We start from the raw sequence: 12,797 nt of genomic DNA, 5'->3' as shown, positions 1-12,797 counted from the left end.
ATGCCATTGATGAAATCCTGGGTGGCCTCGGCCAATGACGCGAACCACCCGTTTCCGCTGAACAACCTGCCCTATGGCGTCTTTTCGACTGCAGGTTCCGAGCCGCGCTGCGGCGTGGCCATCGGGGACATGATCCTCGACGTGTCCGCCGCCGAGGCCGAGGGGCTGATCACTTTGGGCGACGAGCCGCTGTTCGATCTGCCCTTCTGGAACCCGCTGATGGAACAGGGTCCGGCTGTCTGGGCCGCGCTGCGCGAGCGGCTGACCGCCCTGCTGGCGAAAGGGTCGAAAGAACAGGACAAGGTCGAACCGCTGCTGGTTCCGCAGGCCGAGGCCCAACTGCACATGCCTTTCGCCGTCAGCGAATACACCGATTTCTACGCCGGCAAGCACCACGCCACCAACGTCGGCACCATGTTCCGCGGCCCGGAAAACGCGCTGCCGCCCAACTGGCTGCACATCCCCATCGGCTACAACGGACGGGCCTCGTCCGTGGTGGTTTCGGGCACCGATATCCGCCGCCCGTGGGGGCAACTGAAATCGTCCGACCATGACCGCCCCGCCTTCCTGCCCAGCCGCCGTTTCGACATCGAGCTGGAGATGGGCGCCATCGTCGGCACCCCGTCCGACGGCCCGATCACCGTGCAGGAGGCCGACGATCATATCTTTGGCTATGTCCTGCTGAACGACTGGTCTGCGCGCGACATCCAGGCCTGGGAATACCAGCCGCTGGGCCCGTTCCAGGCCAAGGCGACCGCCACCTCGATTTCGCCGTGGATCGTGACCAAGGCCGCGCTGGACCCCTTCCGCTGCGACACGCCCCCGCGTGAGGTCGAACTGCTGGACCACCTCAAGGATTGTGGCCCGATGCTCTATGACATCGAGCTTGAGGTGACGATGGCGCCCGAGGGCAAACCGGCGTCCACCATCGCCCGCACCAATTACAAGGAAATGTATTATTCCTCGGCGCAGCAACTGGCGCATCATACCACCTCGGGTTGCCCGATGAACGTGGGCGATCTGCTCGGCTCGGGCACCATCTCGGGGCCGACGAAGGACAGCCGCGGCTCGCTTCTGGAACTCAGCTGGGGCGGCAAGGAGCCGATCACGCTGGAGACCGGCGAAACGCGCAGCTTCATCGAGGACGGCGACACGCTGACCCTGAAGGGCGCTGCCCGGGGCGACGGCTACACGATCGGCTTCGGCGATTGCACCGGCACGGTGCTGCCCGCCCTTGAAGACCCATACGCACGATAAGGAGCGCCAAATGGCAAAGGCATTCGCGTCCCAGGGGGACATGACCGAAAAGAAGATCTCGTTCACCGAGGTGGGCGAAGGGCTCTATGCCTTCACCGCCGAGGGCGACCCGAACTCGGGCGTGATCATCGGCGATGACAGCGTGATGGTGGTCGAAGCCCAGGCCACGCCGCGCCTGGCGCAGAAGGTGATCGACTGCATCCGGTCGGTAACCGACAAGCCGATCACCCATGTGGCGCTGACCCATTACCACGCGGTCCGCGTGCTGGGCGCCAGCGCCTTCGGCGCGCAGCAGATCATCATGTCGGACATGGCCCGCGCCATGGTCGTCGAGCGCGGGAAAGAGGACTGGGATAGCGAGTTCCAACGCTTTCCGCGCTTGTTCGAAGGGCATGAAAGCATCCCCGGCCTGACCTGGCCCACCACCACCTTCAGCGACACGATGACGGTCTATCTGGGTAACCGCCGGGTCGATCTGATGCATCTGGGGCGGGCGCATACGGCTGGCGACATCGTCATCCACGTGCCCGACCAGAACGTGATGTTCACCGGCGACATCGTCGAATACCACTCGGCCTGCTATTGCGGCGACGGGCATTTCAGCGACTGGGGCGACACGCTGGATCAGATCCAGTGGTTCGACGTGGATGCCATCGCGCCGGGGCGCGGCGATGCACTTGTCGGCAAGGAAATGGTGAACGCAGCCATCGAGAACACCCGCGACTTCGTCGAAAGCACCTATCGCCCGGCCGCCAAGGTGGCGGCACGCGGCGGCAGCCTGAAAGAGGCCTGGGACGCAGTGCGTGCGGAGTGCGATCCGAAATTCTCGGACTACGCCATCTATGAGCACTGTCTGCCCTTCAACGTGGCCCGCGCCTATGACGAAGCGCGCGGCATCGACACCCCACGCATCTGGACCGCCCAGCGCGATCTGGAGATGTGGGAGGCCCTGCAAGGCTGAGAAATGGCCCGGCGACTTGATCCAGATCGTGTTGCCGGCCTGAAAACGATGCGACCATGGAGGAGAGCCATCGGCGCCCCGCGCCGGTGGGCAGGGAATGTGTGCCCGGCGCACAGAACTTGGGGAGAGAGCCCATGAACAAGATTTTTGAACAGCCGCTCTATGCCTATGCCCGCAGCCCCGATCAGGATGCCCCCGCCCCGGTGCGGCATCAGGTGATCGTGATCGGCGCGGGCCCGGTCGGTTTGGCCGCCGCCATCGACCTGGCCCAGCAGGGCGTCGAGGTGGTGGTGCTGGACGACAACGACAAGGTCAGTTTCGGCAGCCGCGCCATCTGTTTCGCCCAGCGCACGCTGGAAATCGCCGACCGGCTGGGGTGTGCCCGGCCGATGGTGGGCAAGGGCGTGCTGTGGAACACCGGCAAGGTGTTCTTCGACGACCGCAAGGTCTATGAATTCAACCTGCAGCCCGATGAGGGCTACGCCCATCCAGCCTTCATCAACCTTCAGCAATACTACTTTGAGCAGTTTATGGTCGAACGGGTCCGCGCGTTGCAGGCCCAGGGCGCACCGATCGAAATCCGTGGCCGCAACAAGGTCGAGGCGATCGGCACCCATGACGACCACGTCAAGCTCGAGGTGGAAACGCCCGAGGGGTCGTACACCGTCGAGGCCGACTGGCTGATCGCCTGCGACGGGGCCAATTCGCCCACCCGTCGGATGCTGGGGCTGGATTTCGTGGGCCGGGTGTTCGAGGACAACTTCCTGATCGCCGACGTGATCATGGAGGCCGATTTCCCGTCCGAGCGCTGGTTCTGGTTCGACCCGCCCTTCAACCGCGGACAGTCTGCCCTGCTGCACAAACAGCCCGACAATGTCTGGCGCATCGACCTGCAACTGGGCTGGGACATCGACAAGGAACGGGAAAAGCGCCCCGAAAACGTGATCCCGCGCCTCAAGGCGATGCTGGGCGCGGATGTCCAGTTCGAGCTGGAATGGGTCAGCATCTATACCTTCCAGTGCCGCCGGATGGAGAAGTTCCACCACGGCCGCGTCCTGTTTGCCGGCGACAGCGCCCATCAGGTCAGCCCCTTCGGCGCGCGCGGGGCCAATTCGGGCCTGCAGGACACCGACAACCTGTGCTGGAAGCTGAAGATGGTCCTTGACGGCACCGCGCCCGACAGCCTGCTGGACAGCTATGATGTCGAGCGCATCCACGGCGCAGACGAGAACATCCTGAACTCGACCCGCTCGACCGATTTCATCACGCCAAAATCGGAAATGTCGCGCATCCTGCGCGACGCGGTTCTGGACCTAAGCGAACACTATGAGTTCGCCCGCCCGCTGGTGAATTCCGGACGGCTGAGCGTGCCCTGCACCTATGACGGCTCGCCGCTGAATTCGGCGGATGCGCTGGATGGCCCGGCCGAAACGCGCCCCGGTTCGCCCTGCCCCGATGCGCCGCTGGGGGATGAATTCCTGTTGCCCAAGCTGGCAGGCAAGTTCACCCTGCTGACCATCGACGCCGAAGCCCCGGAAACGATCGAGGAAGAGGGCGTGACGGTCGAGCGACTGGCGCTGTCGGTCAAGGATGACCGCACGCTGGCGCTGAAGCGGCGGTATCTGGGCGACGCGGAAGGTGCGGTCTATCTGATCCGGCCCGACCAGCATGTGGCGGCGCGGCGCGACAGCTATGAAGACAACGCGTTCCGGCATGCGATCCGCCGGGCCATCGGCAAGGAGTAGGCACAATGGATGAACTGATCCTCACCCAGAATATCGACGGCGCGGATGATTTCTATGCCGATCTGCTGGCCGCGCACGACGGTCTGGACAAGGCCGAAAGCGACGCGCTGAATGCTCGGCTGGTGCTGGTGCTGGCCAACCACATCGGCGACCGGACCATCCTGAAACAGGCGATCGACGCGGCCAAAGCCCGATGAGCGACGTCGTCCTGTATGACTACTGGCGGTCCTCGGCCAGCTATCGGGTGCGCATCGCGCTGAACCTGGCCGGGATCGCCTATCGCACGCAGACAGTCGATCTGGTCAAGGGCGAGCAGACCGCGCCCGCGCATCTGGCGCGCAACCCGCAGGGCTTTGTTCCGGTGCTCGAGATCGACGGCGTGCAATTGACCCAGTCACTGGCCATTCTCGACTATCTCGACCGGACGCGGGGTCTGAACCTGCTGCCGGAAAAGCCGGTTGCGCGGGCCAGGGCGCAGGCGCTGGCCCATGCCATCGCGGTGGATCTGCACCCAGTCTGCAACCTGAAGGTCGCCCGCCACGCCACGCAGTTGAGCGGCGGAAAGGGCGACATGCCCGGCGACTGGATGCGCCATTTCATCCGCCCCGGTCTGCTGGCCTTCGAGGCAATGCTGGAAGGGTTTGAGCAAGCCCCCTATTGCACGGGATCGGCGCCCGGGCTGGCCGATCTGTGCCTGATCCCGCAGATGTACAACGCCCGACGCTGGCAGGTCGATCTGTCCGACATGCCACGCATTCTGGCGGTCGAGGCGGCCTGTGCCGACCACCCCGCCTTTGCAGCGGCCCACCCGGACGCCTACGAGCCGGGCTGAGCCGCGCACAGGGTCTGTGTGCCGATGCGTCTGTGCACCGACACCGATCGGGCCTAGCCTTGTGCCGGAAACCACCGCACGAGGCCCCCTATGCCACGGATCACCGGCTATCACGCCCATGTCTATTTCGACGCCGAAACGCAGGAGACCGCCCGCCGTGTCTGCGAAGAGGCTGCCCGCCTGTTCCCCGTCCAGATGGGCCACATGCACAGCCGTAATGTCGGCCCCCACCCGCGCTGGAGCTGCCAGCTGAGCTTTGCCGCCGATGCCTTCGACAAGGTGATCCCATGGCTGATGCTGAACCGGCAGGGACTGACTGTGTTCACCCACCCCGAAACCGGCGAGCACCTGCCCGACCACCGCGACCGGGCGATCTGGATGGGCGAGATGCTGGAATTGGACCTGTCGATCTTTGACCGGCTGGGCGCCTAGCCCAGCGCCCGGGCCTGATCTCTGAGCTTGAATTTCTGGATTTTGCCCGTCGAAGTCTTGGGCAATGGCCCGAAAACGACCGTTCTTGGTGCCTTGAAATGGGCCATGTGATCGCGGCAGAACGCGATCAGATCGGCCTCGGTCGCCTCGGCGCCCGACTTCAGCTCGACAAAGGCGCAGGGCGTCTCGCCCCATTTCTCGTCCGGCCTGGCGACCACGGCGGCCTCCATCACTGCGGGGTGCTTGTAGAGGATATCCTCGACCTCGACCGAAGAGATGTTCTCGCCCCCCGAGATGATGATGTCCTTTGACCGGTCCTTCAGCGCGATATAACCGTCGGGATGCCTCACCCCCAGATCGCCCGAGGCAAACCAGCCGCCGCGAAAGGCTTTCTGCGTGGCCTCGGGGTTCTTGAGATACCCTTTCATCACGATGTTGCCCTGCATAAAGATCTCGCCCATGGTCTCGCCATCGGCCGGAACCGGTTCGAGCGTTTCGGGATCAGCCACCATCAGCCCCGACAGGGCAACGTATTTCACCCCCTGCCGGACCTTGAGCGCGGCGCGTTCCTCGGCGGGCTTGTCGTTCCATTCGTCTTTCCACGCGCACACGACCGACGGACCGTAGGTTTCGGTCAGGCCATAGACATGAGTGACCTCGATCCCCATCCCCTCCATCGCAGCGATCACCGCGGCAGGCGGCGGGGCGCCTGCGGTCATCACCTTGATTTCATGGTCGAAATCCTTGAGATGATCGGGCGCGTTGGCCAGCATGTTCAGCACGATGGGCGCACCGCAGAAATGGGTAACCTTCTCGTCGCGGAACGCGCGGTAGATCGGCTCGCCCCGCACTGCACGCAGGCACACTGACGTGCCCGCATTCGCGGCCATGGTCCAGGGGAAACACCAGCCGTTGCAGTGGAACATCGGCAGCGTCCACAGATAGACCGAATGCTGCGGCATGCCCCAGGTCAGGATGTTCGAGGTGGCGTTTAGCGCCGCGCCACGGTGGTGATAGACCACCCCCTTGGGGTTGCCCGTGGTGCCCGAGGTATAGTTCAGCGTGATCGCGTCCCATTCATCGGCGGGCAGAGACCAGTCGAATTCCGGGTCGCCCTCGGCCAGCAGGTCGTCATAGGTCTGCGCGCCCAGCTTCTCGCCACCATCGAAACTCGGGTCCTCGATGTCGATCACCAGAATGTCGTGATCCACCTGCTCCAGCGCCTGCTTCACCACGCCCGAGAATTCGGGATCGACCAGCAGCACCTTGGATTCGGCGTGGTTCAGGATGAAGGCGATGATCGGGGCATCGAGCCTTGTGTTGATGGTGTTCAGCACCGCGCCTGACATGGGCACGCCGAAATGCGCCTCGTACATTTCGGGGATGTTGGCGGCAATGATCGACACCGTATCGCCCTTGCCCACCCCACGCGCAGCCAACGCGCTGGCCAACCGGCGGCAGCGCGCATAGGTCTGCGCCCAGCTATAGCGTCGGTCGCCATAGACCACGGCCGGATAGTCCGGGTAAACGGCCGCCGTCCGCTCGATATAGCTGAGCGGGGACAGGGCCGTGAAATTGGCCGGGCCTTTGTCCAGATCGCGCTGATAAATGCTGTGGGTCGCCATCCGCCTCTCCTCCCCAATTCGTCGGATTTTTCGTATTGAGCACAAAGGTTGCCGCAAAACAAACCCGTAAAAATACCCGAGACGAATATACTGGAGCTACGCGATCGGGTAATCTGGCCCTACTGCGTACCGGGCTTTCGGGCTGATCTGCGGTATCTGGTTCATCCGCGCCCGCCGGGCATTGTGATTCCCGCGCGTCGCGTCTTACTGAAAGGACATGTCATGGACGGCACGTTCAACGAAAACGATCTTTCCCGCGTGGTCGAGGCCGACCGCGCCCATATCTGGCACCACTTGATCCAGCACAAGCCGTTTGAGACGAACGATCCGCGCATCATCGTCGAAGGCAAGGGCATGCGCGTCTGGGATCAAAAGGGCAAGGAACACCTGGATGCCGTCTCGGGCGGCGTATGGACGGTGAACGTGGGCTATGGCCGCGAATCCATCTGTAAGGCCGTTTACGACCAGTTGATGAAGCTGTGCTACTTTGCAAACTCGGCGGGTTCGATCCCCGGGGCGCTGTTTGCCGAAAAGCTGATCGAGAAGATGCCGGGCATGAGCCGGGTCTACTACACCAACTCGGGGAGCGAGGCGAACGAGAAGGCGTTCAAGATGGTTCGCCAGATCGCCCACAAGAAATACGGCGGCAAGAAGACTAAGATCCTGTATCGCGACCGCGACTATCATGGCTCGACTCTGGCGGCGATGTCGGCGGGCGGTCAGGATGAGCGCAACGCGCAGTATGGCCCCTTTGCGCCGGATTTCGTGCGCGTTCCGCACTGCATGGAATACCGCAAGCACGAGCTGGACGGCGCACCCGAAGAGAACTTTGGCGAATGGGCCGCCGATCAGATCGAAGCCGTGATCCTGCGCGAAGGTCCCGACACCGTGGGCGCGCTGTGCCTTGAGCCGGTGACCGCCGGCGGCGGCGTGATCGAAGCGCCCGAAGGCTACTGGCAGCGCGTGCAGGAGATCTGCAAGAAATACGACATCCTGCTGCATATCGACGAGGTCGTCTGCGGCGTCGGCCGCACGGGCACCTGGTTCGGGTACCAGCAATACGGCGTGAAACCCGATTTCGTGACCATGGCCAAAGGCGTGGCCTCGGGCTATGCCGCGATTGCCTGCATGGTGACCACCGAGGAAGTCTTTGACATGTTCAAAGACGATGCCGCGGACCCGATGAACTATTTCCGCGACATCTCGACCTTTGGCGGCTGCACCGCCGGGCCGGCCGCGGCGATCGAGAATATGCGCATCATCGAAGACGAGAACCTGCTGGGCAATTGCGCCGCGATGGGGGATCGCATGATGGGCAATCTGCAGGCACTGATGGACAAGCACAAGGTCATCGGCGACGTGCGCGGCAAGGGCCTGTTCCTGGGTGCCGAACTGGTCGCGGATCGCGCGTCCAAAGAACCGGTGGATGAAAAGCTGGCCCAAGCGGTCGTGGCCGATTGCATGGCGCAAGGGGTAATCATCGGTGTCACCAACCGCTCGGTCCCCGGGCGCAACAACACGCTGTGCTTCTCTCCGGCTTTGATCGCCACGGCGGACGACATCGACCAAATTACCGATGCGGTTGATGGCGCACTGGGGCGTGTGTTCGGGTAAACCCAGCGCAGGCTAAAAGACCAAGTGAAACCGGCGTTCTTCGCGCCGGTTTCTTTTTTGAGCCCCATTCGCTCAGGCAATAGAATTTGTTTGAGTCAATCAGCGCATCCAGACCAAAGTCTAGGATTTGCGCCCGCTGATGACAAAATGGGTTAGCGAAAAGAAAAACCGGCCCTTCGCGGCCAAGGATCTCTGCTCATCCGCCCATTCCTTGGCTTCCTGATCCGGAACGAGCTTGTTGGACTCGGCAAACCTTTTCATCAGGGTGATCATCATATTGGCCAGCCCATCTGGCCGGAGTTCGTTATCGCAAATCGTGATCGGCGTGATGCTTTCCACAGTGAAACCCGCGTCTCTCAATATCGGTGGCAGTCGTGCGGGCACGTCTCTCCCGACAAAGTGCTCGTCCCAGGCTTTTATCATCTGATCCATTCTTGCCGGATCATCACTGTACCAAACCAGACTGTCGAAATGGATGTCGCCCACGACAAGCAGACCAGCCGTCCTGAGACAGCGATGGGCCTCCGCCACCGCGGCGGCAATGTCGTCTAAATACTCGTAAACCTGAACCGATACCGCCTTGTCGAGTGACGCATCCTCGACCGGAAGTTGGCCTGCCTCACCCTCCATGATTTGGACCCAGTCATATTCATGGCAGCGGTTTTTGGCGGAACTCCGCATCGCCTCACTTGGATCGATCCCCAAAACACGCCCGGTCGGACCAACCGCCCGCGCGAGCTCTGCTGTCAAAAGACCGTTGCCGCATCCAACGTCCGCAATGGTATCACCCGGGGCTGGTCGCAACGCGTCAAAAGACCCTCGCCGCCGCCGGGTGACATCGGCACCTTGATACACGCTATCGAGTAGACGCGTTGTTGCTGCATCAAATTCAAGCATGGCACTCGCAAAACCAATGTTGGTCAATTCAGCACGTGCAAGCCTAGCGGTTTTTGGTCTAATTGTCTGCCTGCGCAAAAAAGCAGGCACTCAGGCATCAAAAAAAGCCGCCCCTTGTAGCGCGGCCTTTCTTTCACTGTTTACTGAATGAGGAGGCCAGAGGGGCAAGTACCCTAGAAACCACCCCACCAAGCAGCTCCAGTTCGTGCAACCTGCGTTTTTGTGCGTCAGTTCGCCCTTTTGATTTCGACTTGATCAAATTCGAAACGGCCAGTTCCAAAGGCTGCCAGGCCTATCCCCGCACGAGCGCCCTGGCTGGAGTTCGTGGACGTTCGCTTTGAGAACAGCGTTTGAACGACCTTGGTCCCGTTGGCAAAGAAAACCACATGCGCCCCACGGACCTGGAAGGTCAGCTTGTTCGGGGCGCCGACACGTATCGCGTCATGTCTGTCCGCGTGTACCAGCCGCAATTGGCGACCGTCCTTTTGCAGTACGTGATAGCGCCCTTTGTCGTCCACAGTGAACGCCACATACTTCCCGGACTTTCCGCTGCCAACCAGAATGCCCACACCGCTTTTGCCGCTGAACTCTCCGTCCACCACGGCAGAGATTACCATGTCCTGCGTGCTCTCCAACGAATCCGAGCCGGGAAACTTCACCCACGCCACATCGTTGAACTGAAGGCTACGCGCATCCTGTCTGTTCTCCATGACGAATTTTTCATCGGCCACATAAACAGCCCAGGGCGGCTTGGCCGATTGAAAGTCGATCTGCCCACCCAGCATGAGCGTCGTGTCGTCGCCATCAAAGGTTTCAACCAAAACGTCAGGAAGGTCAGGTTCGGTGATCGTGTCCTGTGATCTTGCCACTGTCGGGTGGCAAATCGCCACTGCCGTCAAGACAAGAAGGGCTTGTGTAAGTCTTTGGCAAATAGGCATTTCAGTATTCCGAATTCAATTCATCAGTGAAACTTAACAGATGATTACATCAAATGCGTGTAGTGACCATGACGGAATCCCATACTTGGTTTATGCGAAATCCAATCTGGTCGATCCAAAGAAAAAAGCCGCCCCGAACGGGACGGCCTTTCTTTCACTGTCTCTCGAAAGAGGATCAGGCAGCCAGAGCGGCCTGTGCCTTGGCGACGATCGCGCCGAACGCTTCCGGTTCGTGCACGGCCAGGTCGGCCAGAACTTTGCGGTCCACTTCGATACCGGCCAGGTTCAGGCCGTTGATGAAGCGGGAATAGGTCAGAGCTTCGTCATGCGAACGAACAGCGGCGTTGATGCGCTGGATCCACAGGGCGCGGAAGTTGCGCTTGCGGTTCTTGCGGTCGCGGGTTGCGTACTGGTTGGCCTTGTCGACGGCCTGACGGGCAACCTTGAAGGTGTTCTTGCGGCGGCCATAGTAACCTTTGGCGGCCTTGATGACCTTCTTGTGACGGGCGTGAGTTACGGTTCCACCTTTAACGCGGGACATATCGGTATCTCCTCTTAGCGGTCGTAGGGCATGTAGCCCTTGACGATCTTGGCGTCGGGGGCGGACAGGGTGGTGGTGCCACGGGCGTCGCGGATGAACTTTTTGGTCCGCTTGATCATGCCGTGCCGCTTGCCGGCCTGAGCCGACATGACCTTACCGGTCGCGGTCACCTTGAAGCGCTTCTTGGCGCTCGATTTTGTCTTCATCTTGGGCATTTCCGTCTCCTTTCAGGGTTCGGTCCGACACGCGACTCGGCATGCCACATCGGCCGGTCGCGCGATCAGATGCGCCGTTTACGCAAGTTCGGTCATGCTGGCAAGGGGTTTTTGACCTGTTCGGGTGCTTTTTGCACCGGGGTCGGGAACCGGGGCAGCAGGGCCGCCCCGGTTGGTGTCATCAGTCGGCAAACTTGCGGATTTCGCCGCTTTTCAGTCGCGCGCTGTACGAGGCCAGCTCCTGACGCACCACTTTCATCAGGAAGTAGAGCGCAAAGACGTTGACCACGGCCATGGCAAAGATCGCCGCGTCCGAGAAGTCGATGACCGGGCCCAGGTTGGCCGCAGCCCCGATCACCACGAAGACGCAGAAGATCAGCTTGAACGCCAGCTCCTTGGTGTGGCCCTCGCCGAACAGGTAGGTCCAGGCCTTGAGGCCATAGTAGGACCAGCTGATCATGGTCGAGAAGGCGAACAGGATCACCGCGATGGCAAGGATGTAGGGGAACCAGCTGAAGGCGCTGCCGAAGGCGGCCGAAGTCAGACTGACGCCCGAGTTGCCATCCACGGTTGCGATCGCCGTGCCGGCTTCGTTCAGTACGTACAGGCCGGTTGCCGGGTCGATCACCAGCTGCTGGGTGATGATGATCACCAGCGCGGTCATGGTGCAGATCACCACGGTGTCGATGAACGGCTCAAGCAGCGAAACAAAGCCCTCGGTGATCGGTTCCTTGGTGCGGACGGCCGAGTGCGCAATGGCAGCCGAGCCAACGCCTGCCTCGTTCGAGAATGCGGCGCGCTTGAAGCCCTGAATCAGAGCACCGACCATGCCGCCGGCGACACCCAGACCGGTGAAGGCACCAGCGAAGATCTGACCGAAGGCCCAGCCGATCATGTCGGCGTTCATGATGATGATGACCAGAGCAGTGGCGACATACAGGATGCCCATGAACGGCACGACCTTCTCGGTCACGCGGGCGATCGACTTCAGGCCGCCCACGATGACCATGAACACCACGGCCGCGAAGACCAGGCCGGTGATCCAACCGGGATAGTCACCGACGATGCCCGCGATCTGCTGGTGCGCCTGGTTGGCTTGGAACATGTTGCCCCCGCCCAGCGCGCCAAGGATACAGAAGATCGAGAACAAGACCGCCAGGATCTTGCCGCCGGGCAGACCCAGCTCGGCAAAGCCCTTGGACATGTAGTACATCGGGCCGCCCGAAACGGTGCCGTCTTCGTACTCGTTGCGGTACTTCACACCCAGCGTACATTCGGTGAATTTCGAAGCCATGCCCAGAAGGCCGGCGAGGATCATCCAGAAGGTCGCACCGGGGCCGCCGATGCCGACTGCTACGGCGACGCCCGCGATGTTGCCCAGGCCGACCGTACCGGACAGGGCCGTTGCCAGCGCCTGGAAGTGACTGACCTCGCCCGCATCGTTGGGGTCGGAATAGTCACCTTTGACCAAGCTGATCGCATGACTGAAGAACCGCATCTGCACAAAGGCGAAATACAGCGTGAACACCGTCGCGGCCACGACCAGCCACATCACGATCCAGGGAAAGCTCGTCCCCGGAAAAGGTGCGAAGATGAAGCTGACGAAGGGGCCCGTCAGATTCGCGAAGGTCTGGTTGATCTTTTCATCCAGACCGGGGGCCTCCTGCGCAAATGCGGGGTTAGCCAGCAGGGCCGCGGCCGCACCCGACAGACCCAGGGTTTTGATCGATTTCATGTCTG

At 61.7% G+C, this 12,797-nt stretch carries 14 protein-coding genes; 8 read left to right on the top strand and 6 right to left on the bottom strand.

The features are described from left to right. From fahA to ACR3EK_RS01365, 6 genes are all read left to right on the top strand, one after another. Positions 1-1,257: a fumarylacetoacetase gene (gene fahA, locus ACR3EK_RS01390; protein ID WP_480632492.1), complete on the top strand. Its 1,257-nt coding sequence runs from the start codon at positions 1-3 to the stop codon at positions 1,255-1,257. Between the two features lie 10 nt (positions 1,258-1,267). Continuing rightward, the gene (locus ACR3EK_RS01385) at positions 1,268-2,218 is read left to right on the top strand and encodes an MBL fold metallo-hydrolase (RefSeq protein WP_480632491.1); all 951 of its coding nucleotides are present in this window, start codon (positions 1,268-1,270) and stop codon (positions 2,216-2,218) included. A 134-nt stretch (positions 2,219-2,352) separates the two neighbouring features. After that, on the top strand, positions 2,353-3,963 hold the full coding sequence (locus ACR3EK_RS01380) for an FAD-dependent oxidoreductase (RefSeq protein WP_170462080.1): 1,611 nt from the start codon (positions 2,353-2,355) through the stop codon (positions 3,961-3,963). A 5-nt stretch (positions 3,964-3,968) separates the two neighbouring features. Further along, complete coding sequence (locus tag ACR3EK_RS01375) at positions 3,969-4,160, top strand: DUF2783 domain-containing protein (protein WP_170462082.1); 192 nt, start codon at positions 3,969-3,971, stop codon at positions 4,158-4,160. Next, positions 4,157-4,795: a maleylacetoacetate isomerase gene (gene maiA, locus ACR3EK_RS01370; RefSeq protein ID WP_170462084.1), complete on the top strand. Its 639-nt coding sequence runs from the start codon at positions 4,157-4,159 to the stop codon at positions 4,793-4,795. Before ACR3EK_RS01375 ends, maiA begins: the two co-directional genes overlap by 4 nt. Positions 4,796-4,885: 90 nt before the next feature. Further along, on the top strand, positions 4,886-5,227 hold the full coding sequence (locus ACR3EK_RS01365) for a DOPA 4,5-dioxygenase family protein (RefSeq protein ID WP_170462086.1): 342 nt from the start codon (positions 4,886-4,888) through the stop codon (positions 5,225-5,227). On the opposite strand, the gene ACR3EK_RS01360 is transcribed toward ACR3EK_RS01365, so the two are convergent. Then, complete coding sequence (locus tag ACR3EK_RS01360; protein ID WP_480632490.1) at positions 5,224-6,852, bottom strand: acyl-CoA synthetase; 1,629 nt, start codon at positions 6,850-6,852, stop codon at positions 5,224-5,226. The genes ACR3EK_RS01365 and ACR3EK_RS01360 overlap by 4 nt on opposite strands. Before the next feature lie 222 nt (positions 6,853-7,074). On the opposite strand from ACR3EK_RS01360, the gene ACR3EK_RS01355 reads away from it, so the two are divergent. Next, positions 7,075-8,466 carry an aminotransferase family protein gene (locus tag ACR3EK_RS01355; protein ID WP_170366190.1) on the top strand — a complete coding sequence of 464 codons (1,392 nt, stop codon included), beginning with the start codon at positions 7,075-7,077 and terminating at the stop codon, positions 8,464-8,466. A gap of 120 nt (positions 8,467-8,586) precedes the next feature. On the opposite strand, the gene ACR3EK_RS01350 is transcribed toward ACR3EK_RS01355, so the two are convergent. Then, the gene (locus tag ACR3EK_RS01350) at positions 8,587-9,363 is read right to left on the bottom strand and encodes a methyltransferase domain-containing protein (protein WP_480632489.1); all 777 of its coding nucleotides are present in this window, start codon (positions 9,361-9,363) and stop codon (positions 8,587-8,589) included. Between ACR3EK_RS01350 and ACR3EK_RS01345 the strand changes: the two genes are divergently transcribed. After that, positions 9,362-9,514, top strand: a complete 153-nt coding sequence (locus ACR3EK_RS01345) for a hypothetical protein (protein ID WP_170372652.1) — start codon at positions 9,362-9,364, stop codon at positions 9,512-9,514. The two genes, ACR3EK_RS01350 and ACR3EK_RS01345, sit on opposite strands and share 2 nt — an antisense overlap. A 76-nt stretch (positions 9,515-9,590) precedes the next feature. Here ACR3EK_RS01345 and ACR3EK_RS01340 read toward each other — a convergent pair whose 3' ends face one another. The 4 genes from ACR3EK_RS01340 to ACR3EK_RS01325 all read right to left on the bottom strand — a co-directional run bounded on the left by ACR3EK_RS01340 (position 9,591) and on the right by ACR3EK_RS01325 (position 12,792). Beyond that, a complete protein-coding gene (locus ACR3EK_RS01340; protein WP_480632488.1) occupies positions 9,591-10,232 on the bottom strand; it encodes a hypothetical protein in 642 nt (213 codons plus the stop codon). A gap of 244 nt (positions 10,233-10,476) precedes the next feature. Next, positions 10,477-10,842, bottom strand: coding sequence for a 50S ribosomal protein L20 (gene rplT, locus ACR3EK_RS01335; protein WP_093965154.1), 366 nt, complete (start codon positions 10,840-10,842; stop codon positions 10,477-10,479). 14 nt (positions 10,843-10,856) lie between these two features. Then, on the bottom strand, positions 10,857-11,057 hold the full coding sequence (gene rpmI, locus ACR3EK_RS01330) for a 50S ribosomal protein L35 (RefSeq protein WP_039523697.1): 201 nt from the start codon (positions 11,055-11,057) through the stop codon (positions 10,857-10,859). Between the two features lie 181 nt (positions 11,058-11,238). Beyond that, positions 11,239-12,792 carry an alanine/glycine:cation symporter family protein gene (locus ACR3EK_RS01325; RefSeq protein ID WP_170366185.1) on the bottom strand — a complete coding sequence of 518 codons (1,554 nt, stop codon included), beginning with the start codon at positions 12,790-12,792 and terminating at the stop codon, positions 11,239-11,241. Positions 12,793-12,797: the final 5 nt, after the last annotated feature.

Source organism: Ruegeria sp. BC8, assembly GCF_056535705.1.
This window is presented reverse-complemented; position numbering and strand designations above follow the sequence as displayed.

Excerpts from the sequence above, each read along its gene's own strand:
- ACR3EK_RS01380 (WP_170462080.1), top strand. The coding sequence starts at position 2,353 with ATGAACAAGATTTTTGAACAGCCGCTCTATGCCTATGCCCGCAGCCCC.
- ACR3EK_RS01385 (WP_480632491.1), top strand. The coding sequence starts at position 1,268 with ATGGCAAAGGCATTCGCGTCCCAGGGGGACATGACCGAAAAGAAGATC.
- ACR3EK_RS01375 (WP_170462082.1), top strand. The coding sequence starts at position 3,969 with ATGGATGAACTGATCCTCACCCAGAATATCGACGGCGCGGATGATTTC.
- rpmI (WP_039523697.1), bottom strand. The coding sequence starts at position 11,057 with ATGCCCAAGATGAAGACAAAATCGAGCGCCAAGAAGCGCTTCAAGGTG.
- ACR3EK_RS01360 (WP_480632490.1), bottom strand. The coding sequence starts at position 6,852 with ATGGCGACCCACAGCATTTATCAGCGCGATCTGGACAAAGGCCCGGCC.
- fahA (WP_480632492.1), top strand. The coding sequence starts at position 1 with ATGCCATTGATGAAATCCTGGGTGGCCTCGGCCAATGACGCGAACCAC.
- ACR3EK_RS01325 (WP_170366185.1), bottom strand. The coding sequence starts at position 12,792 with ATGAAATCGATCAAAACCCTGGGTCTGTCGGGTGCGGCCGCGGCCCTG.
- rplT (WP_093965154.1), bottom strand. The coding sequence starts at position 10,842 with ATGTCCCGCGTTAAAGGTGGAACCGTAACTCACGCCCGTCACAAGAAG.
- ACR3EK_RS01365 (WP_170462086.1), top strand. The coding sequence starts at position 4,886 with ATGCCACGGATCACCGGCTATCACGCCCATGTCTATTTCGACGCCGAA.
- ACR3EK_RS01350 (WP_480632489.1), bottom strand. The coding sequence starts at position 9,363 with ATGCTTGAATTTGATGCAGCAACAACGCGTCTACTCGATAGCGTGTAT.
- ACR3EK_RS01345 (WP_170372652.1), top strand. The coding sequence starts at position 9,362 with ATGGCACTCGCAAAACCAATGTTGGTCAATTCAGCACGTGCAAGCCTA.
- ACR3EK_RS01355 (WP_170366190.1), top strand. The coding sequence starts at position 7,075 with ATGGACGGCACGTTCAACGAAAACGATCTTTCCCGCGTGGTCGAGGCC.
- maiA (WP_170462084.1), top strand. The coding sequence starts at position 4,157 with ATGAGCGACGTCGTCCTGTATGACTACTGGCGGTCCTCGGCCAGCTAT.